Source organism: Bradyrhizobium cajani, from assembly GCF_009759665.1.
Classification (GTDB): domain Bacteria; phylum Pseudomonadota; class Alphaproteobacteria; order Rhizobiales; family Xanthobacteraceae; genus Bradyrhizobium; species Bradyrhizobium cajani.
In genome coordinates, this window is sequence record NZ_WQNE01000014.1 from 1 (window position 1) to 23,660 (window position 23,660).

Annotated in this window: 21 protein-coding genes and 1 tRNA gene; 13 read left to right on the forward strand and 9 right to left on the reverse strand. The window is 63.2% G+C overall.

Annotated features, from left to right (window positions below):
- Nucleotides 1-315: 315 nt before the first annotated feature.
- From GPL20_RS18030 to GPL20_RS18055, 6 genes are read left to right on the forward strand one after another with little or no spacing between them, the layout of a single operon-like run.
- Nucleotides 316-1,131 (forward strand): sugar phosphate isomerase/epimerase family protein, encoded by an 816-nt coding sequence (locus GPL20_RS18030; RefSeq protein WP_157330859.1) that lies wholly within the window; start codon nt 316-318, stop codon nt 1,129-1,131.
- Between the two features lie 30 nt (nt 1,132-1,161).
- Nucleotides 1,162-2,799: an ABC transporter substrate-binding protein gene (locus GPL20_RS18035; protein WP_157330860.1), complete on the forward strand. Its 1,638-nt coding sequence runs from the start codon at nt 1,162-1,164 to the stop codon at nt 2,797-2,799.
- 3 nt (nt 2,800-2,802) lie between these two features.
- Nucleotides 2,803-3,786, forward strand: a complete 984-nt coding sequence (locus GPL20_RS18040) for an ABC transporter ATP-binding protein (RefSeq protein ID WP_254126423.1) — start codon at nt 2,803-2,805, stop codon at nt 3,784-3,786.
- Entirely contained in the window at nt 3,783-4,775 is a 993-nt protein-coding gene (locus tag GPL20_RS18045; protein WP_157330861.1) for an ABC transporter ATP-binding protein, read from the forward strand. Before GPL20_RS18040 ends, GPL20_RS18045 begins: the two co-directional genes overlap by 4 nt.
- On the forward strand, nt 4,775-5,704 hold the full coding sequence (locus GPL20_RS18050) for an ABC transporter permease (protein WP_157330862.1): 930 nt from the start codon (nt 4,775-4,777) through the stop codon (nt 5,702-5,704). Before GPL20_RS18045 ends, GPL20_RS18050 begins: the two co-directional genes overlap by 1 nt.
- Nucleotides 5,701-6,561: an ABC transporter permease gene (locus GPL20_RS18055; RefSeq protein WP_157330863.1), complete on the forward strand. Its 861-nt coding sequence runs from the start codon at nt 5,701-5,703 to the stop codon at nt 6,559-6,561. Before GPL20_RS18050 ends, GPL20_RS18055 begins: the two co-directional genes overlap by 4 nt.
- A gap of 61 nt (nt 6,562-6,622) precedes the next feature.
- On the opposite strand, the gene GPL20_RS18060 is transcribed toward GPL20_RS18055, so the two are convergent.
- Together GPL20_RS18060 and GPL20_RS18065 are read right to left on the reverse strand one after the other, a co-directional pair.
- Nucleotides 6,623-7,999 (reverse strand): SagB/ThcOx family dehydrogenase, encoded by a 1,377-nt coding sequence (locus GPL20_RS18060; protein WP_167533100.1) that lies wholly within the window; start codon nt 7,997-7,999, stop codon nt 6,623-6,625.
- 95 nt (nt 8,000-8,094) lie between these two features.
- The gene (locus tag GPL20_RS18065) at nt 8,095-10,341 is read right to left on the reverse strand and encodes a TOMM precursor leader peptide-binding protein (RefSeq protein ID WP_157330864.1); all 2,247 of its coding nucleotides are present in this window, start codon (nt 10,339-10,341) and stop codon (nt 8,095-8,097) included.
- A gap of 885 nt (nt 10,342-11,226) precedes the next feature.
- Between GPL20_RS18065 and GPL20_RS18070 the strand changes: the two genes are divergently transcribed.
- Entirely contained in the window at nt 11,227-12,114 is an 888-nt protein-coding gene (locus GPL20_RS18070; RefSeq protein ID WP_167533086.1) for a VOC family protein, read from the forward strand.
- Nucleotides 12,115-12,314: 200 nt separating this feature from the next.
- A complete protein-coding gene (ilvD, locus tag GPL20_RS18075; protein ID WP_157330865.1) occupies nt 12,315-14,165 on the forward strand; it encodes a dihydroxy-acid dehydratase in 1,851 nt (616 codons plus the stop codon).
- Here ilvD and GPL20_RS38880 read toward each other — a convergent pair.
- On the reverse strand, nt 14,099-14,413 hold the full coding sequence (locus tag GPL20_RS38880; protein ID WP_167533087.1) for a hypothetical protein: 315 nt from the start codon (nt 14,411-14,413) through the stop codon (nt 14,099-14,101). The two genes, ilvD and GPL20_RS38880, sit on opposite strands and share 67 nt — an antisense overlap.
- On the opposite strand from GPL20_RS38880, the gene GPL20_RS38885 reads away from it, so the two are divergent.
- Nucleotides 14,412-14,735 carry a hypothetical protein gene (locus tag GPL20_RS38885; protein WP_167533088.1) on the forward strand — a complete coding sequence of 108 codons (324 nt, stop codon included), beginning with the start codon at nt 14,412-14,414 and terminating at the stop codon, nt 14,733-14,735. The genes GPL20_RS38880 and GPL20_RS38885 overlap by 2 nt on opposite strands.
- Before the next feature lie 880 nt (nt 14,736-15,615).
- Nucleotides 15,616-15,705 (forward strand) — tRNA-Ser (locus GPL20_RS18090).
- 324 nt (nt 15,706-16,029) lie between these two features.
- Here GPL20_RS18090 and GPL20_RS18095 read toward each other — a convergent pair.
- The 3 genes from GPL20_RS18095 to GPL20_RS18105 form a co-directional block, all read right to left on the reverse strand.
- Nucleotides 16,030-17,541, reverse strand: coding sequence for a hypothetical protein (locus GPL20_RS18095; protein ID WP_157330867.1), 1,512 nt, complete (start codon nt 17,539-17,541; stop codon nt 16,030-16,032).
- 986 nt (nt 17,542-18,527) lie between these two features.
- A complete protein-coding gene (locus GPL20_RS18100; RefSeq protein WP_157330988.1) occupies nt 18,528-19,136 on the reverse strand; it encodes a sll1863 family stress response protein in 609 nt (202 codons plus the stop codon).
- Nucleotides 19,137-19,461: 325 nt separating this feature from the next.
- Nucleotides 19,462-20,976: an alpha/beta hydrolase gene (locus GPL20_RS18105; RefSeq protein ID WP_157330868.1), complete on the reverse strand. Its 1,515-nt coding sequence runs from the start codon at nt 20,974-20,976 to the stop codon at nt 19,462-19,464.
- 261 nt (nt 20,977-21,237) lie between these two features.
- On the opposite strand from GPL20_RS18105, the gene GPL20_RS18110 reads away from it, so the two are divergent.
- Nucleotides 21,238-21,429, forward strand: a complete 192-nt coding sequence (locus tag GPL20_RS18110) for a hypothetical protein (RefSeq protein WP_092290343.1) — start codon at nt 21,238-21,240, stop codon at nt 21,427-21,429.
- Between the two features lie 35 nt (nt 21,430-21,464).
- Here GPL20_RS18110 and GPL20_RS18115 read toward each other — a convergent pair whose 3' ends face one another.
- Complete coding sequence (locus tag GPL20_RS18115; RefSeq protein WP_157330869.1) at nt 21,465-21,710, reverse strand: hypothetical protein; 246 nt, start codon at nt 21,708-21,710, stop codon at nt 21,465-21,467.
- 243 nt (nt 21,711-21,953) lie between these two features.
- Between GPL20_RS18115 and GPL20_RS18120 the strand changes: the two genes are divergently transcribed.
- Nucleotides 21,954-22,271 carry a DUF1476 domain-containing protein gene (locus tag GPL20_RS18120; protein ID WP_167533089.1) on the forward strand — a complete coding sequence of 106 codons (318 nt, stop codon included), beginning with the start codon at nt 21,954-21,956 and terminating at the stop codon, nt 22,269-22,271.
- Between the two features lie 22 nt (nt 22,272-22,293).
- Here the strand turns inward: GPL20_RS18120 and GPL20_RS18125 are convergent, their stop codons facing one another.
- Nucleotides 22,294-22,872 carry a TIGR00645 family protein gene (locus GPL20_RS18125; RefSeq protein ID WP_157330871.1) on the reverse strand — a complete coding sequence of 193 codons (579 nt, stop codon included), beginning with the start codon at nt 22,870-22,872 and terminating at the stop codon, nt 22,294-22,296.
- Nucleotides 22,873-23,030: 158 nt separating this feature from the next.
- Between GPL20_RS18125 and GPL20_RS18130 the strand changes: the two genes are divergently transcribed.
- The gene (locus GPL20_RS18130; RefSeq protein WP_157330872.1) at nt 23,031-23,336 is read left to right on the forward strand and encodes a hypothetical protein; all 306 of its coding nucleotides are present in this window, start codon (nt 23,031-23,033) and stop codon (nt 23,334-23,336) included.
- 34 nt (nt 23,337-23,370) lie between these two features.
- Here GPL20_RS18130 and GPL20_RS39960 read toward each other — a convergent pair whose 3' ends face one another.
- Nucleotides 23,371-23,499, reverse strand: a complete 129-nt coding sequence (locus GPL20_RS39960) for a hypothetical protein (protein ID WP_256557411.1) — start codon at nt 23,497-23,499, stop codon at nt 23,371-23,373.
- Nucleotides 23,500-23,660: the final 161 nt, after the last annotated feature.

The following is a 23,660-nucleotide window of genomic DNA, read 5'->3' on the forward strand; positions in this document are numbered from 1 at the left end:
GCCCCATGTGGTCCCCCAACCCCATGTAGCGCGATCAGAGGGTGATGCCCGTGGAAGTGGCCGCCGATCGATGCGCGCGATGTACGCGAGATCGGGATAGGATTCCATTCCGGATCACTACGGACACAAATGTGGTTGCGTCGGCGCGCTGATGCGTCATCGGCATGCGCGGCGACCGCGGCTGCCTGAATTCGATGCACGCGATCGCCCCGATGTCCACATCTGCCCGATGCTTCGGAAGCTGCCTTTCACGGGCCTGTCACTGAACTGGTCTAGCGCTGCCTTGTCATCTCCGACGGCAAGAGGGAGCAAGCCATGTCCAAGCCGGTGTTGGGCGCCGCGTTGTCCATCAGATCGATCCCCGCGCATCGCGACTGGCTTCTGGAACGGCAGCGCGATCTCGAAATCCAGGATTTCTTTCGCGCCGATCTGCTCGATAGCGACTGGCGCGCGACGGCCGGCGAAATCAAGCAGATGCTCGCCGGCCACACCGGCCGGCTCGGCATTCACGGCCCGTTCTGGGGCTTCAAGATCGACAGCCACGATCCGATGATCCGTCAGGCGGTGACGAAGCGGCTGCTCCAAGGGCTCGACGCTGCCGAGTTCCTCGGCGCGACGCAAATGGTGATCCATTCGCCCTTCACGACCTGGGACCACAACAATCTCGACCTCTATCCTGACAATCGCGGCAACCTGGTCGAGCGTGTGAAGGCGACGCTCGCCGAGGTGATCGCGCGGGCGGAAACCATCGGCTGCGAGATCGTCATCGAGAACATCGAGGACAAGGATCCGCGCGACCGCGTGCGGCTCGCCAAGGCGCTCGAGAGCAGCAAGGTCCGCGTCTCGCTCGATACCGGACACGCCAACTACGCGCATGTCTCCACCGGTGCCCCGCCGGTCGATTATTACGTCGATGCAGCCGGCGACATGCTGACGCATGTGCACCTCCAGGACACCGACGGCTTTGCCGACCGTCACTGGGCGCCGGGCGAGGGCAATATTCCATGGATCGCCGTGTTCCGTGCGCTCGGCCGGCTGACCTCCAACCCGCGGCTGATCCTCGAACTCCGCAACCACGATGACGTTCGCGCCGGCGCAGCCCATCTCGCCGCGCTCGGCCTCGCCGAATAACCGACATCACCAAGGGCAGGGATCACTGTCATGAGCAAGCTCACCCGTCGTACCGTCCTGAAATCCGGCGGCGCTGCCGCAAGCACGCTTCTCTTGCCGCGCTTTGCGATCGCGCAGGGCGACAATCGTCCGTCGGTGACTATCGCCGTGCAGAAGGTGACGAATGCCAACGTGCTCGACGTGCTGCGCGAGCAGTCCAATGTCGGCGAGCGCGTGTTCTTCTCCTCGATCTGGGAAGGCCTGATCTCCAAGAACTGGCGCGGCAAGCTCGAGGCCGTGCCGGGCCTTGCCACCGAATGGCGCCGCATCGACGACCAGACCGTCGAGGTGAAGCTGCGTCAGGGCGTGAAGTTCCACAATGGCGACGAGCTGACGGCCGAAGACGTCGTCTTCACCTTCAGCCGCCAGCGCATGTTCGGCGAGACCGAGGCCAAGAGCCGCTCCACCATCCAGGCTTTCGAAAAGATCCCGACGCCGCGTCCGGGCAAGGAATTGCCGCCGGACGTGCCCGCGGTCGCCCGCCGCATCTGGCCCGACCTCGTGCGCGTCGATGCCGTCGACAAGTACACGGTGCGCTTCTACAACGCGACGCCCGACGTCACCATCGAGGGCCGGCTGTCGCGCTACGGCTCCGACATCATGAACCGCCGCGCCTGGGAAGAGTCCGCGAGCTATCTCGACTGGGCGCGCAAGCCGATCACCACAGGTCCGTACAAGGTCGTCGAGCTCAAGCCCGATGTGTCGCTGACGCTGGAAGCCCACGACGAATATTGGGGCGGCCGCCCGCCGCTCAAGCGCATACGCTTCCTGGAGGTGCCGGAGGTCGCGAGCCGGATCAACGGCCTGCTGTCGGGCGAGTACCAGTTCGCCTGCGACATCCCGCCGGATCAGATCGCCGGCATCGAGAAGAATTCCGCGTTCGAGGTGCAGGGTGGCACCATCCTCAATCACCGCCTGACCGTGTTCGACAAGAACCACGCCCAGCTCGCCAATCCGCTTGTGCGGCGTGCATTCACCCATGCGATCGATCGCCAGGCGATCGTCGACAGCCTATGGGCCGGCCGCACCCGCGTGCCGAAGGGCCTGCAATGGGAATTCTACGGCGACATGTTCAACGCCGACTGGAACGTGCCGGCTTACGATCCCAAGCTCGCGCAGGATCTGTTGAAGCAGGCCAATTACAAGGGCGATCCGATACCGTACCGCCTGCTCAACAACTACTACACCAACCAGGTCGCGACCGCGCAGGTGCTGGTCGAGATGTGGAAGTCGGTCGGTCTCAACGTCCAGATCGAGACCAAGGAGAACTGGTCGCAGATCATGGAGCGTGCGCCGACCCGCGCCGTGCGCGACTGGTCGAACTCGGCTGCCTTCAACGATCCGGTGTCGTCGCTGGTCGCCCAGCACGGCCCGAACGGCCAGCAGCAGCAGATCGGCGAGTGGACCAATGTCGAGCTGAACAAGCTCTCGGAATTCCTGGAGACCTCGACCGACCGCGAGGCCCGCAAGAAAGCGTTCCGTCGCATGCTGGAGATCGCCGAGCGCGTGGACCCGGCCTACACGGTGCTGCACCAGAACGCGACCTTCACGGCGAAACCGAAATCGATCAAATGGAAGGCGGCGCCGGCCTTCGCGATGGATTTCCGCGCCGGCAATTTCGAGGCGTAGGGCGTGCCGCCCCTGGTCAGCATCCACGACCTGCGTGTCGCCTTCAACGGCGTGCAGGTGCTGCGCGGCATCGACGTCAGCTTGCAGAAGGGCGAGGCGCTCGGCCTCGTCGGCGAGTCCGGATCGGGCAAGTCGGTGACATGGCTTGCTGCCCTCGGCCTGCTGCCGCGCCATGCGCAGGTCACGGGCTCGGTGCGCCTCGACGGCCGTGAGATCCTCGGCGCGCCTGCCGCGGAGCTCGACCAGGTGCGAGGCGGGCGGGTCGCCATGATCTTCCAGGATCCGGCGAGCGCGCTCAATCCGGTGCTGACCGTCCGCAGGCAGCTCTGCGAGGCGCTTGTGCTGCACCGCGATCTCTCCGGCGATGCGCTGAAGGCGGAAGCGCGGCGGCTGCTCGATCTCGTCGGCATACCCGATGCGGCGCGGCGGCTCGAAGCCTATCCGCACGAATTCTCCGGCGGCCAGGTCCAGCGCATCATGATCGCGATGGCGCTGGCCGGAAATCCAGATCTGCTGGTCGCGGACGAGCCGACCACGGCGCTCGACGCCACCATTCAGGCCCAGATCCTGGAGCTGCTCTCCACGGTCCGCCGCGAGATGGGCATGGCGATGGTCCTCATCAGCCACGACCTCGGCGTCGTCGCCGAGAACTGCGACCGCGTCGCGGTGATGTATGCCGGCCGCATCGTCGAGGAGGCGCGGAGCAACCAGCTCTTCGCCGATCCCGTGCATCCCTATGCCCAGGGCCTGATCGGCGCGCTGCCGCCGCTCGACGGGCCGCGCCGGCGTCTCACCGCCATTCCCGGGACGGTACCCGATCCCGCCAACATGCCCAGCGGCTGCGCCTTCGCGCCCCGCTGCGCGCTGGCAACGGAGCCGTGCGGCCTCGCGGCGCCGAGCCTTGCGCCGATCGCCGAGGATCGCAGCGTTGCCTGCATCCGCGCCGAAGCGTCGCGGCGGGCACTGCTCGGGGTCGCCGCCGAATGAGCGCGCCGCTCGTCGAGGTGGCCGCGATATCGCGCAGCTATGCCATGCGCTCCGGAATGTTCGGCCGCAGCACCGCCGTTCACGCGGTTGACGGCGTGTCGCTCATGATCCCCAGGGGAGAGACGCTCGGTCTCGTCGGTGAATCCGGCTCGGGCAAGTCGACCACGGGCCGCATCGTGCTCGGCCTCGAGCCGCCGGACAGCGGCGAGGTGCGGTTCGACGGCAAGTCCATGGCTGCGCCCGCGACGGTTTCGTGGCGCGTGCAGCGGGCGCGCATGCAGATGATCTTCCAGGACCCGTTGGGCGCGCTGGACCGGCGTCTGCCGGTTGCTGCCCAGATCCGCGAGCCGCTGGACATTCACGGTCTCGGCACGCCCGCTGAGCGCGAGGCGCGCGTCCGTGAACTGCTGCGCGCCGTCGAGCTGACGCCGGCGCATGGCGCGCGCTATCCCGGCGCGCTGTCGGGCGGGCAGCGCCAGCGCATCGTGCTGGCGCGGGCGCTCGCCACGAAGCCGGATTTCCTGGTTTGCGACGAGCCGGTCAGCGCGCTCGACGTCTCGATCCAGGCGCAGGTGGTGAACCTGCTCGCCGATCTCCAGGCGCAGCTGTCGCTGACGCTCTTGTTCATCAGCCACGATCTGCGCGTCGTCAGGCAGATCAGCAACGTGGTTGCCGTAATGTATCTCGGCCGCATCGTCGAGATCGGCAGCGCCGACGACCTGTTTGCGCGTCCGGAGCATCCGTACACGCAGGCGCTGGTCTCGGCTTCGCCCGCACCGGGCCGCCGCAGCGCAGGTCGCATCGTGCTGGCTGGCGATCCGCCGAACCCGGCGGCGCGACCCGGCGGCTGCGCCTTCCATCCGCGCTGCCCGCGCGCGATCGCGCGCTGTGCGAGCGAGGTGCCGATGCTCTCAGCCGTCGGCGGTAACAGGCAGGTCGCCTGTCATCTCGTGACGGGGCCGCAGGTCCAGAGGAAGGACGCCGCGTGATGGGGCGCTATTTCGCCATTCGCATCGGACGCGCGGCCCTGACGATCGTGCTCGTCGTCACCTTCGCTTTCGTCGTGCTGCGGCTCTCGGGCGATCCCGCGCTGATGATTCTGGGACCGGAGGCGCCGCCGGAGGTCCTCGCGGCCTTCCGCAAGGCCTGGGGCCTCGATGATCCCATCTGGTTTCAGTATCTCGACTATTTTGGCGCCATCGCCAAGGGCGAGCTCGGCCGCTCGATGCGCGACGGACGGCCCGCGATCGAGCTCGTGCTGGAGCGGATCCCGGCGACGCTGGCGCTGACGCTGCCGGCTTTCGCCTTCAAAGTGGCGCTCGGAATTCCCGCCGGCATCTACGCCGCGCTGCACCGGGGCTCGGCGATCGATCGCGCGGTGATGATCGCGGCGGTCGCCGGCTTCACCGTGCCGAGCTTCGTGCTCGCGCTGCTGCTGGTGCTCGTCTTCGCGGTGCAGCTGGGCTGGCTGCCGTCGGGCGGGCAGGAGAGCTGGCGTCACGCGATCCTGCCCATTGCAACGCTCGGCCTCGGCGGCGCCGCGGTGCTGGCGCGCTTCACCCGCAGCGCCATGCTCGAGGTGCTGGGCCAGCCCTATATCCGCACCGCCTCGGCCAAGGGCGTGCCGTGGCGCAAGGTGGTGACGTCGCATGCGCTGCCGAATGCGGCGATCCCGACCGTCACCATTCTCGGCTTCATGGTGGGCACGCTGATCGCGGGCGCGGTCGTGGTCGAGAGCGTGTTCGCCTGGCCGGGAGTAGGGCGCCTGCTCGTCGTCGCCGTCGCCAACCGCGACCTCGCCGTCGTGCAGTGCATCCTCTTGCTGGTCGCGCTGACCATGGTGACGTCGAACCTGATCGTCGACTTCCTCTATGGCTTCCTCGATCCGCGCCTGCGCGCCAAGGGGGCTCATGCATGACCGATGCGACGCTGAAGGACACCGCTGCTCGCCGCCGCATCAGCCTGCCGGCGATTCCGGTCTCGGTCGCGCTCGCGATCAGCTGGATCCTCGCCATGCTGGTGATCGCCGCCTTCGCCGAGAAGATCGCGCCCTACGGCTTCACCCAGCTCGACCTGCGCAACCGCCTGGCGGCGCCCGGCAATGTCGCGCACTGGCTCGGCACCGACGAACTCGGCCGTGATGTGCTGTCGCGACTGCTCGTCTCGATCCGCATCTCGCTGCTGATCGCGTTCGGCGCGACCGCGATCTCGGCCGTGGTCGGCACCACGCTCGGCTTCCTCGCCGCGCATTTCCGCGGCGCTGTCGAGCAGCTCGTGCTGATGCTGACCGACTTCCAGGCCAGCATGCCGTTCCTGATCATGGCGCTCGCGGTGCTCGCCTTCTTCGGCAACTCGCTGCCGCTGCTGATCGGCCTGATGGGACTGTTCGGCTGGGAGCGCTATGCCCGCATCGCGCGGGGCCTTGCCATCTCCGCCAATGCGCAGGGCTACGCGGCCGCGGTCCGCCAACTGGCCGCGACGCCGTCGCGGATCTACCTCCGGCACATCCTGCCCAACATCGCCTCGACCCTGATCGTCTCGACCACGCTGGTCTTCCCCGAGGTGATCCTGATGGAATCCGGCCTGTCCTTCCTCGGCCTGGGCGTGCAACCGCCGATGACCAGCCTCGGCAACATGGTCGGCTACGGCCGGGAATACCTGACGCGGGCGCCCTGGATCATGCTGGCACCGGCCACCACGATCGTGATCACGACCCTGGCGGTCTCCGTGATCGGCGACTGGTTGCGCGACCGGCTCGATCCGACGCTGCAATAGCGCGACTGGCTTGAGGCGTGCGCCGAATTGCCTGTCGGACCCCGGTGGGGACGGCTTCCAGCTAGCTTGGGATCTCGACTTTCCTGCCGCGCCCGAGCGCGAATTGACCGACTGGGCCCTCTATATGCAATTCCAGCTCCGTCATTTTCGCGAACAGATCGATGTCGGTGGTCCCGATGGCACAGCCACCAAGGCCCATATCGGTCGCTGCCAGATAAAACGTCTGAATCAGGCTGCCGACATCCTTCAGGATCAACGAATATGCAATTGAGCTGTATTTCCAGGAGACCCGCCCAAAGCGCGCCGCGATCGTGATCAGGATTTGCGGCTGACCAGGCGCGTCCATCGCGAACTGAGCTGCCACCGAGAGCGCCTGGAGTTGTTGGGCGGAGGCGCTGATCGCTACTAGCGCGTGCCCCCCCGCGTCGTAGTGGTAGAGTCCGCGCGCGAGCCCTTCGCAGTTCGAGACCGCCAGGTACAATTCCAGCTCGTACGCGCTGCCCGCCGACGGATAAGGCCTCGTACTGTAGGTGACTTCGGGACCGCCGTTAAAATACGGTTCGCTCGTCCATTCGGACACAACGCGCGCGGTGGAGTCGAGAAACTGCGCGAGTTCGCAGAGCGTGACCGGATGCTGGTCGTCGAAATCCCGTGTTGAATGGCGTTCGCGCAACAGCTTCGGAAGGAGAGAGCTCGGCACCGAGGAGGAGAATTTACGCAGGTCGATCTTGCTGCCGGGCCAGGGCGAACGCACCGCGGGCGGAGGCGGAACGATGCTCGCATAGGCGAAAGCGGCGCCGACCGGATTGGCTTGACGGCCCTCCGTGCTCCGCGTGTGAAATACCAGATCATGGAAATCCCAGAGAACGAGATTGCCGTCGCCTTCATTCACGCGCAGGCCGTCGCCGCCTTTCGCATCAAGCTTGAGCAGAATCTGGCTTTCCACCAACAGCTCGAGCAGAAGGAGGTTGAAGGAGAGTGCCTTCTGGTTGAGCTTGCCGATCTTCTGAGGCTGTGACAGCGCAGCAAGGGTGGCGGCGATGGCGGGATCGCCAATCCGGAACAGCGCGCCGGCGCGTGGCGATTCCAGCACCATCTCATTGCCGCGCCGGCGCAGATAGGCAAAGCGCGACAACACAACGGTATCGCGGCTGCCCAGCTTCGCGCGTCGCGGCCAGTAGTCGGGGACTTGAGGCTCGATGACCACGAGGTCCAGCTCGTCGCGCGAGGAGGAGAGGCGGTATTCCAGAAGCCCCTGCCGGGCCAGGCGATGCACCAGTGCGTCGATTTCCCTGGCGAGTTTGCTCTTGCCTGCAAACGAAGCGAGCGGAAGACCGGTGCTCAGATGTCGCGCGCGGTCGATCGCGCCGTCGCTGAATTGTCCGAGGTTGACGGAATAGTCGCCCAGAGAGGCCGCGATGTTTCCGTCCGGCTGCATCTGGAGGGAGAAGCCAGGGCTCAATCGGGCAGCAATGTCTGGCGCGATCTTCCTGGTCGGCTTTTTCCTGGGCGCGCGCACGAAAGAGCAGCCCTTCAGGTGTGTGGAAGGAATGAAGTCAGATCGCTTTCCAGTCGCGGCCGATCCAACAATCCGAGCTTCACCGGCACATCGTAAAGGCGGCCCGGTGCAAAGCGGCGATAAAAATGACGCAAGCCGGGAACGAGCACCCTGACGACCGGAACCTCGACGTCGGGACGTGTCTGGTCGAGGACGAGGAAATCGTAGCCCGCACGGGCGGCGATCTCGACGCTGGCAATGACCTGGTCGCGCGTATTGTCGTGAAGCTTGAGGCTCGGCGCAGGGGGGACGATCGGGCGATCGCTCGGTGTCAGGAATGGGTAGTCTTCCAAACGCAGCGGTGTGACACCGTCGAGTGTCGGCTTCTCGCCGCTCGCACCGTCCATCATGCCAACGGACATGAATTGGGTCAGCTCGGTGAGGGAGCGTAGGAGGGCTATACGGCGGTCGAAATGCGCGCCGGAACCGAACTCGATATTCTCGTGCCCGTTCTGCATCCAGTGCATGATTGCCACGTAAGTCGGAATGCCAAGATCGCTGGTGACGTCGAGCACCCATAGCTTGCGCCCGGCTTCCGCAAATTGGGCCTGCAGATCCCGGACATAGAAATCGTCGAACTGCTCGAGGGCGACCTCGGCGCGCTGCACCCGGTTGTACCACCAGATCGCGTAGGCATCGCGCTCGACCAGCTCGAGGAAGCCCTGGACAATCGCTTCGTCGCGGGTGTTGCCGGCCGCGCAGCCGTTGGAATCCGTATGAAAGCCGCCGTAGAAGAAATACAGGAGGCCCGTCGGCAGATATTTGAAGCGTTTGTCGCGCAACGATGAGACCGGCGACCACTCGGTCCGCGTCGCGGGATCGAACGGCTCAGGGACCGGATGTGGATCGTCCGGTTGCTGGAGGAACCTGTTCTTGAACTGCGTTTCGCTGAAGAGCTGGACATCGTTGGGAAGAAGCGCGTTGCCAGGTGCGAAATCGGCGAATCGACGCGCCGTCCGGATCTCATCGCCCTGGAAAATGCCCGAATAGCGTTCAATCGATTCCATCAGCGCGCTGGCTTCGCCCTGCTCGGCGGTCGAGCCCTTGCCAAAACTGCCGCCGCTCAATCCGGACCTGAGCTGGTCGATGCTTCGAGCCGGCGCCGAGAAATTGTGCTGGGCGAAGTAGTTGGTGTTCATCGGCAGATCGACGTCGATTCGTTCGAGCCTGGTTACCACCCCTGTCAGTGGGCTCACATGCTTGCGGAAGCGCGATACCGTCGACCGCGACGTCACGGTACGATATCCACCGCTGGTCATGACGAGCCTCTTGCCCTCGGCAATCTCGATCAGGGCCGGAGATCGGCGCGGGTTGTTCAGCTTCTTGCTGCCGCAGGTCGGACATTGCGGGCGTCGCGTCACGTAGTGCTTGGCGATGGCGGCGCCGGTCAGGTCGAAGCTTGCGATGTGATCGCACAAATCGGTGCGAAAATCCGAGGCAATGACCTTGGCGATCTCGACGGCAGCAAAATGGATTCCTGTCTGGCCGACGCTTTCTCTGACGAGCGGCGATGTGGCAACCGCATGCGCCGGTGCCCGGTCAAGAAATCCCTTGATCTCCCGGTTGCGGATCATGCGATCGAACAGGCAGGTCCAGCAGGCGTTCTCGCCCGGTTTGAACACGGGCCCGACCAGCGGAAACGGGCCGGATGGCTGGACCAGCAACCAGGGCGTCTTGCTGGCCACACGTTCCTGGTTCAGTTCAGCAAGTCGCCGGTCGAGGTAGTCGTTCGCCAGCGTGATCGTGAGCTTCGGCGCTCGCTTGGCGATTTGAACGCCGAGCTTGCTCAACGCCGCGGTCAGCTCCTTGGCGCCTTTGACGTCAATCGACTCGACCAGGACGGGGCAATTGTGAAGATTTTGCTCCGCAATTTCCAAAGACATGCCGAGGCTTGCCAAGAAACCGCCGACGGCGCCGTCGAATGCTTTCGGGGTCCGCGCAACGATATATCGGCGATCGAGCAGCCGCTTGATCGCTTCCTCGATCTTGTCGGCCGGGAAGCGCTTCGAAAGCTGGCGAAGGATTTCCGACCTCGCCTTGCCGTGTTGCCCGATCGCGGTGGCGAGGGCGCAGTAGAGTTCGCCGTGCAGGAAGAATTTGCGGTGCTCGGAATAGAGACAAACCGCGCCAGGCGGCATGGCATAGGCGGTGAAGTTCGGTGCAAATCGCAGAATGTCTTTGCGGATCTGCCGCACAATGCGGGGCTTGCGATCGACCGTCATCGAGTTAGCACGCTGATCCTGTTGCCGTTGCAGTAGATCCCCCGCGCAAGACGGATCGTCGCGCCCGCGCCGGCATTTTTCCAGAGAATTGAAACGAATTCGGCTGTCATCCGCAGGCCGCGGATGCAAGCGTCGTCGCGAAATCAAGCAATTGGCCGGACCCTTTCTTGAGGCCGGCCAATGACCTATCAACCCGTGAATGTGACATTCGGAACGCGCCGAGGCCTAGCACCAGCGGCAGCGGCCCCACGATGCGCAGAAAGCCGCGCATGATACGGCGCATCCCACCACACCAACGGCACAGCCGACAGCACAACCTGCACATCGGCAACCGACGCCACATCGGCAGCCCCGGCAAGCCCGACAGCCTCTGCAGCCGCGGCAACCGCCGCATCCGCGCCATGCCAGTTGCACGCGGCTACCGGCGTTTTCCTTGTCGAAGAGATGGAAGGTGGCGAGGCTGATGTCGGCCATTTCCTCTTCATCGAGCGTGATTGCCTGACCCGGTCCAAGGTGCGGCAATTGTTGTGTGTCGGGCGGCGGCACGGCGGACGCTGATGCGCCTCCCGCCAGCGAGAACGTCAACCCTGCGGCACCGAACGCCGGCACGGCGACTTTGGTTACGCGCTTCTTCCCTTTAGAAGTCTTCTTCGCCTGCCGCATGGTCGAACCTCCGAGCATTGCAAGAAGCATCCCAGCCGCGGTAAGTCTACGCCCAGGAAATCACGCGAGCAACAATGACGCGCACGAAAGCGCGGCGCCGCACGCTCGGGAGGTATTCATCTTCATGAACGGCAATCGGCGCGGCCGGTTGATACAACGCATCAACGATCCAGGCTCTTGGTGCGCATGCCGTTTGGTGCAGTGCCTCAAGAGCATCGCACCTTGAACGGAGAGATCGGCGTGGCAGATCAATCAGGGCGTTTCGCTTGGTATGAGCTCCTGACCACGGATGTCGCGGCGGCGGGCGCATTTTATCGCAAGGCCGTCGGCTGGGGCGTGAAGGATGAATCGACCCCGGAACTGCCTTACGCGGTGCTTCGTAGCGGCGGCGCTCCGCTGGGCGGACTTATGGTTATCCCGGAAGAGGGGCGGAGATTGGGGGCGACGCCAAGGTGGATGGGATACGTCGCCGTCGACGACTTGGACGCCACCGCCGCGCAGATCAGGCGTCTTGGAGGCACGATCCTTGTACCGCCGACCGACACCAACATTGGCCGCATCGCAGTCGTTGCCGATCCGCAGGGGGCGACGTTCGGGCTGATCAAAGAACCGACATATGGCCGACGGAAACCGGGCCGGCTGGACGAGCCGGGGCGCGTAGGCTGGCATGAGTTACTGGCCGCCGACCGGACCGTGATCTTCGATTTCTACAGAGAACTATTCGGCTGGCAGGAGGCCGACGCTCAAAGCGATCCAGCGGCCTGGTATCAATTGTTCTCGGCGGGTGGGCAGACGGTTGGCGGCATCCTCACGAAACTGCCGAGCGTAGCGCAGCCGAGCTGGCTGCATTACTTCAATGTCGACGACATCGGCGCTGCCGCGAAACACGTGAATGCTGGCGGCGGCCGGATCCTCCAGGGGCCGATTGAATTGCCTGATGGCTGCTGGATCGCGCGATGTGTCGATCCCCAGGGCGCCCTGTTTGCATTGCAGGGCGCCCGAGGCCAGACAGGCATTGAGCCGTCCTCGGGCTCGGAAATCGGCTGGTCCACCAAGTGGGGTGGCATTGCGTCCCAGGGCAGAATTGTGCTGCCCAAGCCGAAGCGCTAGCTACAGCGTCCGACCGGCGCTGACGCGACCTTGCAATAGCCCGCGCCGGGAGCAGGGGAGGCCTGCGAAAGGCCGATCCGGCCCTGTCAAAGCCAAGTTCCCGTTGCGCGCGTTCCCCGCGTGCGCTATCCGGCCGGAAAGGCTTGAGGCGGCTTCCATATTTTCCCGCCGGGCCGACCCAACCCAGGACGGAAACCGCCATGCCTCCCTATCGCTCCCGCACCACGACCCACGGCCGCAACATGGCGGGTGCCCGCGGCCTCTGGCGTGCGACGGGCATGAAGGACGCCGATTTCGGCAAGCCGATCATCGCGGTGGTCAACTCCTTCACCCAGTTCGTGCCCGGCCACGTCCATCTCAAGGACCTTGGCCAGCTGGTGGCGCGCGAGATCGAGCAGGCCGGCGGCGTCGCCAAGGAGTTCAACACCATCGCGGTCGACGACGGCATCGCCATGGGCCATGACGGCATGCTCTACAGCCTGCCGTCGCGCGAATTGATCGCCGACAGCGTCGAGTACATGGCCAACGCGCACTGCGCCGATGGTCTCGTCTGCATCTCCAACTGCGACAAGATCACGCCCGGCATGCTGATGGCCGCGCTGCGGCTCAACATCCCCGCCGTGTTCGTCTCGGGCGGGCCGATGGAGGCGGGCAAGGTCAAGCTCCAGGGCAAGACCAAGGCCGTCGACCTCATCGACGCCATGGTCGCCGCCGCCGACTCCAAGGTCAGCGACGACGACGTCAAGGTGATCGAGCGCTCGGCGTGCCCGACCTGCGGCTCCTGCTCGGGCATGTTCACCGCCAACTCCATGAACTGCCTGACCGAGGCGCTTGGCCTGGCGCTGCCCGGCAACGGCTCGGTGGTGGCGACCCATGCCGACCGCAAGCGCCTGTTCGTCGAGGCCGGCCACACCATCGTCGATCTCGTCCGCCGCTACTACGAGCAGGACGATGCTTCGGTCCTGCCGCGCAACGTCGCCAACTTCAAGGCGTTCGAGAACGCGATGACGCTCGACATCGCGATGGGCGGCTCGACCAACACCGTGCTGCATCTGCTGGCCGCGGCCCATGAAGGGCAGGTCGAGTTCACCATGCGCGACATCGACCGGCTCTCTCGTCGTGTGCCCGTGCTGTGCAAGGTCGCGCCGTCAGTGGCCGACGTGCATGTCGAGGACGTGCATCGCGCCGGCGGCATCATGGGCATTCTCGGCGAGCTCGACCGCGCCGGGCTGATCGACACCTCGGTCTCGACCGTGCACGCGCCGACCATGAACGACGCGCTGGAGCGCTGGGACATCAAGCGTACCAAGAGCGAGACGGTGCGGACCTTCTATCGCGCCTCGCCCGGCGGCATCCCGACCCAGGTCGCGTTCAGCCAGGAGCGCCGCTATGACGAGCTCGATGCCGATCGCGAGAAGGGCGTCGTGCGCGACCTCGAACATGCCTTCAGCAAGGACGGCGGCCTCGCCGTGCTCTACGGCAACCTCGCGCAGGACGGCTGCATCGTGAAGACCGCCGGCGTCGACGCCTCGATCCTGAAATTCTCCGGCCCCGCGCGGGTGTTCGAGAGCCAGGACGCGGCCGTCGAAGGCATTCTGGGCGGCAAGGTCGTTGCCGGCGAGATCGTGGTCATCATCTATGAAGGCCCGCGCGGCGGCCCCGGCATGCAGGAGATGCTGTATCCGACCAGCTATTTGAAATCGATGGGCCTCGGCAAAGCCTGCGCGCTCGTCACCGACGGCCGCTTCTCCGGCGGCTCGTCGGGCCTGTCGATCGGCCACCTGTCGCCGGAAGCGGCCGAAGGCGGCAACATCGGTCTGGTGCGGACCGGCGACCGCATCGCCATCGACATTCCCAACCGCAGCATCAGCCTCGAAGTGTCCGACGAGGAGCTTGCGAGCCGCCGCGCGGCAGAGGAGGCGAAGGGCGATGCCGCCTGGCAGCCGCAGAGCCGCAAGCGCAACGTCTCGACCGCGCTCCAGGCCTACGCCGCACTCACCACCAGCGCCGCGCGCGGCGCCGTGCGCGAGGTGAAGCGCCGCTCGAACTGAGCGCGTTTTGCGGGAGAGGTGATCGCAAGCGCAGCGGTCACATCACGCATGGTCAACGAGTCCTTAGCGGCCGGCGCTAGCCGGCCGTTCGCATTAAGGATGCCCCGACGAAGTTCGGCAGCTTCGGGTTTTGCTGCGTATACTGCACCGACCTTCGGATCCAAATCCATTTCGGGCAACTGGGGCACCACCACAATGTCTCGTACTCTCGCTGTCGTTTTCTCAGCAGCCGTCGCCGCGATTTCCATGACGGGCACAGCCTCCGCCGGCTGCTACAATTGCTACACGCCGCCGCCGTGCCAGACCTGCTACCAGCAGCAATACGTCGCGCCGCAATACCGCACCGTCGACGAGACCGTGATGGTCTCGCCGGGCTCCGTGGTCGCGCACCGCACACCGGCGCAGTACCGCACCGTGATGGTGCCGCAGACCGTGATGGTCGCCCCGCCCAGCGTCCAGTACGAGCGCATCCCGCCGCAATACGCCACGCGCCTGCGCGTCGAGATGGTCTCGCCCGGCTATTCCTACTACGCCCCGGTGCAGATGGGCTGTGCCTCCTGCGGCTACTGAGCCGGCGCGGCACTGAAGGTGTCACACGGCGCCCTCACAGGGCGCCGTTCTCTTTTGCGGACAGCACTGGATCGATGCGGTATCGAAATCAGCGAGATCGCGAGCAACGCAAATTCTTTCTTCCCCCATGAGGGTCGTCAGAGGCTTCGCAAGAACCCACTAGCTCGCCTCCGACGGAGATCATGATCATTGAGCGCCCATAACTCTTGAGGGATCTCGTGAAGCACTGAATTTCGTCCGTCTTTGGCAGCCTGCCCCTCTTGCGCATCTCCGCTGCCACGTGCCCGACGATCTCGGAAGGGCAAGTGTTGGATGTGTATGCGCTAGCCGGCACCACTGCTGGTACAAGCACCGATGATGCCAACACGCCCGTCCAGAATGCCGAATGCTTCATTCTGTCTCTCCGGTCTCACGGCGCCAAAGACTAATCGTCGCAAGACGTGCAGCGCAACCAAGCAGTGCTGTAGCCCCGCCAGCATGACCGGCGAGCTGAGCGGCGTGCGAGGCGATGACAGCCGGCATGTGGTCGCGCAGGCTGACGGCTTCCCCCTTGCAGCCCCGCAGCCTGACGCACGGTTCTTCCGAATTCCTGGATCAGGGGCGTCACGCGGCACGGCCCCCGGCACAGCCACGCCAGCCACATGCTTGCCCGCGAAGATCCACCCCAAGGTGGTACAGGAACGGCGAGGCCATTCTTCGGTCGCGATGGACATCTACAGCCATCCGATGCCGAACATGCAGGGGGAGGTCGCCGCGGCGGTTGACGGCGCACTGCGAGCCGCCATAAACAAGCGAACCGACGACGTTGGGTAGCAAAACGGTAGCAGAGTGCACGAACGTTCTCTGCGAACTGACGAAAAGCTCAGCAGTTTCAAGTCTCGGAAGGGTGGCCGAGTGGTTTAAGGCACCGGTCTTGAAAACCGGCGTGCCCGCAAGGGTACCGTGGGTTCGAATCCCACCCCTTCCGCCAGTTGCTAGTCCATCGGTGTTTAAGCACGTCCATCTATGACCAGCTAAAGCATTGTAACGTAAAGCGAAACTTCAGTTTCGTGTCGCTCAATGTTTAAGCCTGTCCAGCAGCATCCAAATCAGCGACGTGGGTAAGGACGTGGGTTTAGGCGGACACATTTGGAGCTTGGGCACATGGGAATCCTCACGCATTGAAGGTTAAAAACGCCAAGGCCGGCGATAAGCTGGCCGATGGCGATGGGCTCAGACTTGACGTCGACAAGAACGGGAACGCGAGCTGGGTCTCTCGATTCAAACGGCGGGTACTAGCTAGGACGAAGTAAAGCTACGTTTCATCGTCCGAACCAGACGCCGACAAAGCTTCAGCATTCCATCCCGGAACGATTTCCGCGATACGACGTCCGAACGGATAGGCATTTCGTCGGTCGTCGGCGGTCGTCTGTTGATGCACATTGAACAGAAACCAGCCTCGAAACTCGGGCGTCACGGCAGCCCGGAGCGCTTCAATCAGAGTTTCCTCCGACGCCCTTTCCAGCGTATTCTCGAAATCATCGATCGAACAGAATAGTACCGATCTACGGTCTTCTTCAGTGATGTTAGCATCAATTTGGGCAGCTAGTTTCCGAGCCTCATCGAAGACGCGGTCGGTCTGGTGCGACATCTGCAACCACGGGTCCAAGGTAAGCACTACGCCTATTGACTCTGGATGGATTGCCTTGATTTGCGGGCTGCGACGACAGTGAGAGTTGAATCGCCAGATTTGAACCACGCCCTTGATAATCTCCGAAAACGCGTCTGCGGCACTAGCAAATGGATCGTCCGAAAACTTTGCTGCAATCGACATCTTCTTGGCTTTGCACTCGAAGATGACGTTGGCTACGCCGTTTTCATCGTGCAGAAACAGATCAGGGGAGTCGTAGTTCTTGGTGAACTTATATTTGAAGCTTCCCGCCGGCTGCGTCTTCGGAAGCAATGCGACGGCCAAATCCACGCAATAGTTCTCGAACCGTGTCCCGATCTCTCGCCAAATGCGGGAGCCGCCTCCCACTAGGTCATAATAGAGGCCACTCGTAATTCGTTGAAGGATCAACGAAGGAAGAGGCGCCCGCGCGACATCATCTCCGAATACTAGAATGGGTGTTTTGCGGAGCACGCTGCGCTGATAAGCCGTGGATTTACCGTCAACCTGGCGAAAGGAACTGGCATCCTTTCGAACTGAGGCTAAGGGCGCAGAGAGCAATCGAAGCGCGCGATCACGCGCATGGTCTGATAACTGAACCTGCGCGAGGTTAACGCCAGTTTTGAACCCTGGGGTGTCCTGGCAAAGGGCGTAGAAAGCAAACCCGCAATTGAAGAATTCTGCGATCGAGAGTTGGTAGCTTGAACGGAAATGGTCCGCGGCTAAATCACCTCCAAAGACTGTCAGGTTCCTGTAAATCTGAGAGTAGCTGAAGAAGCCACGCTGCCATTCGAACTGCCGGTGGCCGATTTTGTGCATGATGTTGAAGACGGTGAACTGCGATAGGACAATGCCATCTTCCGCATCTTCGAGATTCCGAAGCGTATTCAGACACGCTGCGACGGTTGAGAATTTTGTACAATCGAGTCGGCGCGTCGGCCCACCTATCGGGAGCGCCTTCTTCTTCGTGCTGAGCAATTCGTTGATCAGCGTCTCTAGCGCCCATTTGAAAACGAAATACCGCTCACCGAATTTGGCTTCCGCCACCTGTTTAGGGAAAGATAAGAACCGCCTTGCTGCTTGGGCTCTTCCGGATTGGGCAGCATCGATAGCCCAAACCATGATGACGAACGACTCGTCATGCGCGAGGCCAAACATTCGATTTAGCCGTTTTCGCGCTTTATCCCGTCTCAATCGGCTCATCGTGGGGGCAATCTCGGCGGATTCGCTTGATTGAGATTAGCAGCCGCAACCGAATTTGCCGAAACCGATCAATGCGCTCATCGTTTTTCCTCGGGATTCGGGGGCGGACAACGAAAAGGCCGCCCGAAGGCGGCCCATAACGTTGGACGCTGGACGCGATCAACGCGGCGGGTAGTTCTCAAGATCATACGCCTTCGCAGGGCGTCAATGGCAGCAGTCGCGGCCTTGTCGTCCCCGTTGGCTTCAAGGTATTCGCATACGCGCCAGGAATGAGTTTGGCCGCCTCGTCGAGCGTGATTAGGTCGTCGCCCGCCACTCAGATCGGCCGTCAGCGGTTCAAGACTGTCACCGTTCCGGATCGCTGGCTTCCGGGATTTAGACCCGCAGAGAAGTTATTGTATTTGCGTTCGTCTGCCTCCATCGCCAGTCGCAATCCTTCGCAATTCTGCGGAGCGGAGGGGTTGGCAGAGAGGCAGGTTTTGTATTGTGCTTCGGACGCTTGGTAGTCGTTTCGAGCGTCCACCCTGGCAGCAACGCCGCAGCCGGCGAGGGTCACGCAAGCGAATACGGTCAAAAGAAATCGCATCTCAAATCCCCCAAGAAGCCGATATCATGCGCTCTTCCCTGGCGGGCTGTCTAGCTCACACTCAACTTGTGGACGACGTGGGGTAGGACGTGATTTGAAAAGCCGAAAAGCGCTCTTAGGTTGACACCCTTCCGCCACGCATATTGCTCTCCCAGTGTGTTCGCAGTCGATCGAACTCCGGAGGAGTATCAGCGACTTAGTGGGAATAGCCTCGCGCTTTGTCGGTGCACTGCCTGACTTGGCAATGACGGTCGCTTTTGCCTGTAGGTTCCGAGGAGGGGCGCGCAAACGGAGCTCAGCTCGTAGCCGTGACGCGCATTCCCATCTCGGCTGCCGGCTTTGAACGACGTGAATCTCAGCTCTTCGGACCGCCGCCCTTCAGCGCGTCCCACGCGGCCTGGTTCGCTTTATCGAACGCTTGCCGGGATTCCGCCAGCGCAGCGCTCAGGACAGACCAGGATTCACTGCCAGCCTGCTTCAGCTTCTGCAGACGTGCTTCCGCTTCAGACGCATCGGTTCTCATTTGCTTGAGCGCGGCGTCGACGTCGACGGTGCGGGCTGCGGTCACTTTGCCCGCGGCCTCGCGCAATTTCTCCGCCGATTCGCGCCAGGCCTTGGCCTGTGCAGCCGCGAGGTCCTTGAACGTGGCCTGCTGCTGCTCGAATTGTTTGCCGGCGTCTTCGAAGTAGGTCTTCACCTGGGCTTCGAATCCATTCCATTGCTTTTCGAGGTCGGCCTTGGCGCCCGCCCAGGCGGCTTCACCGGCCTCGGCCTGGGTCTTGAGCCGCGCCTGAAACTCGTCGCGACGCGTCTTCAGGTCGGACAGGAACTGATCGGTCTTGACCTTGGACTCAGCCTTGGCCTGGCCGGCCTTGACCTCGAATGAGGCCAATGCGGCATCCATTTCGTCGATCCGCTCCTTGGCCCAATTGAGGTAGAAATGCATGCTGCTCTGCTGTGACATGAGGGCCTCCGTTACTTGCCGACGGGTGAAGGATCGCAGAGCTTGGGCTTGCTTGTATTGACCTGTCTCAACGACGTTGCGGTCTGAGCTCGGCCCAAAGCGTTCGTGCTCGTCACGACGCCATTTGGCGCCTCGCACGATACGGAAACACGTGGTCAACGGATTTTCCGAAGATGGCAGAATGCCACTGTTTTGCCCGACGCGTCAAACGGCTTTTTGCGCGGGGTCGCAGAAGTTATTGTGACAGCAGGACTTAGCTACTGTGCATGGGGTTGTTTTCGCGATTTTTGCGCCGTGATGCTTTTTGTCGGCCGATGCCGCGAGTTCACCTGTACTTCCAATAGGTCGAGGGCTGCGGAGGTTCGGGGAACTTCCGCACCTGGGCCAGTCGCGGCAACTTCATCCCGTTGATGAGAAGAAGCTTCAGGTCGTCCATGACGGCGCGATTGGTCGCAAACACCGTATGATTCAATCCGAGGATCTCGTCTCCGATCGCGGTCACGTCGATGGTATCGAGATTTGGGAGGAGAACCGGGCCGCTGGCGGAGACCATCCCGGCTCTCGGGAAATCGGCCAGCTCGGCGGATGCGATCAGAGCCTTGTCGGCGGACGATGCATACAGCGTGGACCCCGCCACGATCTTCTGCGCCAGGGGAAGCTGGATCATGAACTTGTCGCGGGCAACATCGGGCGCAGCCATCACGAGCTGACGCACCCTGACCGGGCTGGATCCTGTCGCCAGCTGATCCAGCGCCGGCAGGACGACGCGATTGCCCATGCTGTGGGCGATGATGTCGATGTGCTCGATGCCGCTTTCATGAAGCTTGGTCAGGAGCTCGACGAACTCGGCTTGCGCGATGTCTGCACTGTCCTGGTCATAACCGTAGTCGCGCACCTTGCCTTTCGAGCTCCAGGAGAAGAGCACCGAGACACCCTGATACTGGAGATCCCAGACGATCTGCGCGTTTCGGTAAAGCGCGTCCTCGAACCCCGTGTTGAAGCCGTGCACGAAGACGAGGGCCCGATTTTCCGATTGGTCGGCTTGCCTTTTGACCAGGTCTTTCCAGTCGTCGTACGACGTCGCCGCGAGGCGCTTGATCGAGAAATGCTTCGTCTCGTCGGTGGCCGCCTTGTAGTCGAAGCTCAGAAAATGCCACTCGGACGGTAGCTCGATCTTGCCGGGTTCGTGATCCTCCGGAATGCGAACGCCGGCGACGCCATAGGTCAATATTCCCGACCGCGGAGCATTGGTATCGAGCGTCGACACGTTGTTCGTGATCTTGATGTTCCGGTCCGTTGCGTAGAAGAACTCGACCAGTCGAGCATCCTGATTGCAGGAACTCGGAGACGATTCACAGGACAGCACCACCGGGCGTCGCTGCCCACCCGAATAGCGACGATGATGATAGCGGGCGAAGCCTCCCGTTGTCGTCTTTGTGGACGTGGCCGGTGCCCTGGCGCCATAGACGCTGGCGCTGGTCATTTCGGCGGCCAAGATCCTGCTTCCAGCCTGGATGCTGAACGTCCAGGACGAGGCGCCGTTGGCATGTCGTACCTCCGCGTCGACGATGGTTTGTTTCGAGAAGCGCCTTGCGTCGCCAAGGTCGACGTCCGTCACCTGTCCCAGCCGCGAAAGGATCGCATATTTGGGCTGGTCGCCGGCACGGTAGCCTTGAACTGTCGTCGACTTCACCTTCGCGAGGTCCGATGTCCGAACGCCCTCTATGAACGTGGAGATGCTCTGCGCCAGCGCAGTTTGGTCCGGGCCCGTCGCTGCGGCCGGCTGGAAAGCGAACAGGATCAGGAAGGGCAGGGACGCGACGACGTGCGACAGCTTCATAAGTGACCTCCGCCTTCCCAGAGCAAGACAGCGCTCGACCCATCCAGCAAGGAGCGCGGCTTTGGACGGTGGAGGTATGAAATGGATCACGCACCCCCACAAAAATGCTTTCGTGGGGCGCGTAAGGCCGTCGACGTCATGGCCCAACCCGGCTGGCGGACAGATTGAGAACCAACTGATATGCCGGAGCCTTAAGGGACCGCGTCGGTTCCCTTTGGCGCGGTTTGTGGAACCCTTTCGCGGCTTCCGCGTTATCTGGTTATGACAGAAGACCTTTCCTTCCGACGCAAACCCCTGACCCCCGAACAGCGCCAGGCGCGTGATGCGGCGCGCCGGATCGAGGCCGAGAAGGCCATGCGCGATCACGAAGAGGCCCAGAAGGCGTTTCACGCCAACCGGGAACGGCTGAAGGCCGAGCGGCTCGCCCGTGAGGCGGCAGCAGCGAAGGGCTGACCGTAGAGAACGCAGAGACCCCCTGAATGGATCGTCTAATGCCGGCGCCCGGAATGGTGCCCGCTGGACGACCTCATCGCGCCGAGCGCAAGCCTGAGCGCCTGCACGGCGCCGGCGAACGTGCCGGGCGGCCGTGACCGGGCTTCGATGGTGTCGGCCGCCAATCGGCAGTCGTTGGCCACCTTGAGCAGTCCGCTTCGCGCCCAATCCAAGGTGGAGAGCGCCGCCTGCTCCAGGCAGAGGCGCTCAAGCCGTCGAAATTCCCGCAGCTCTCTGTTCATGCGTCGTCTCTCGATATCCCCTGAAGCGCCCATGCGGCCGCGAGTCCGCTTAACGAACGGTAAACACGATCATATGGCCGGTCTGGCTGGTGCGGACCTGACAGAGGCGCCGACCTAGGCTGAAGGCTTGACGGCGTTCGGCTTCCGGGAGGAAGATTCAAATGAAGCTCAACTGACAAGAACCGCGGAGACGATCGCGTCCAGTCATTTGCCCACCGGCGAAAACGCACAATGGAGCTGACCATGACCACGTTCGACAAGCGCGAGCAGGGCTTTGAGGCCAAATTCGCCCACGACGAGGAGCTGATGTTCAAGGCCACGGCCCGGTCGAACAAGCTGCTCGGGCTCTGGGCCGCAAGCCAGCTCGGGCTCAGCGGCGATGCCGCGGCAGGCTATGCGACGGCGCTGGTGACGGACAATCTGGCGAGCCGGACGATGGACGATGTCGTCGGCAAGGTGTCAGGCGATCTTGCAGCCAAGGGCGTGGCGCGCGAGCAGGTCGCGCTGAAGCTGCAGGAGTGCCTGCACCAGGCGCTCGCGCAGCTCGAAGCAGACAAGTAAAAGGGAGGCTGGCTCCTACGCCTCACTCGGCGCGCTTGCGCATGCCGGAATCGCTGAGCTTGTCGACATAGGCGATGCCGAGCGCCGAGACAATGAAGGTCAGGTGGATCAGCACCTGCCACATCACGCCGGTCTCGGTGAAGCCGGCGCGGTTCGAGCCGAGATTGCCGGCTTCGATGAAGGTGCGCAGCAGCGCGATCGAGGAGATGCCGATGATGGCCATGGCGAGCTTGATCTTCAGCACGCTCGCATTGACGTGGCCCAGCCATTCCGGCTCGTCGGGGTGGCCCTGGAGCTCGAGGCGGGAGACGAAGGTCTCGTAGCCGCCGACGATCACCATCACGAGCAGGTTGGAGATCATCACGACGTCGATCAGCGCCAGCACGCTCATCATGATCTGCTGCTCGGTGAGGTCGAGAGCGTGCCAGGACAGATGCCAGAGCTCCTTGAGGAACAGCGCGATGTAGACGCATTGCGCCACGATCAGTCCGAGATAGAGCGGCAGTTGCAGCCAGCGCGAGCCGAAGATGATCATCGGCAGCATACCCAGGCGCGGCGGAGACGCGTGGGATTCGGTCCTCGATCCAGACTCAACCGACATTCAGACAGCATCCTCGTATCGAGATGATCTCGCCCTCTGTAACCCGGCAAGATGGCCGGCGGAAGACGCGCGGCGCGCTTGCGGCTGTCTGGGGATCGTGCAGTCTTGTGCTACCGTGCCCGCGTGGCCGGCGCGCGGCGGCCGGGACAGGGTTCAGGATGGGGAGGCGGGGAGTGTTTCGCAGCGACCTCGGCAAATGGGCGGGCGGACTTGCGCTCGCTGCCGCAGTCATGATCGGTACCGGTGGCACAGAGGCGTCGGCGACCCCGCTGACGCCGTTTCGCTATGAGGCGCAGGCGCAGCGTCATTGTCCGCACGATCAGGTGGTCTGGGTCGATTTCAGGAAGGGCGTCTACTACACCAGGGGCCAGAAACGGTATCGCCAGGGGTTTGACGGCAGCTTCGTCTGTCTGGGCGAGGCTCGCGACAATTTCTATCGCCGCTCGCTGCTCGGCCTGCGCTGAGCGGCGCGTGACTAGGGGCTCGACGGCGAGCCGGCTATTTCTGGCTCGGCAGCTTCACCGGCACGTGCGGGGCGGTGCTGATGACCCGGGGGCTTCCGTCGGGATAGGTGCGTTCGCTGCGGATCAGCGATTCCAGAACCAGTATGAATTTCTCGGCAAGCATTTGCGTCACCCTCGTTGGTGATGGCCTCTTGAAATTGAGTCGAGGCACCAAACGCGGAAATTCAATCAACTAAACGGGAGCCGGCCAGTTGCCGGACAGTACTGTATGCTGCGTCGCGGTGTAGCTGTGGTCAGAACAAAGGGAAGGTGGGGGGCTCAGCC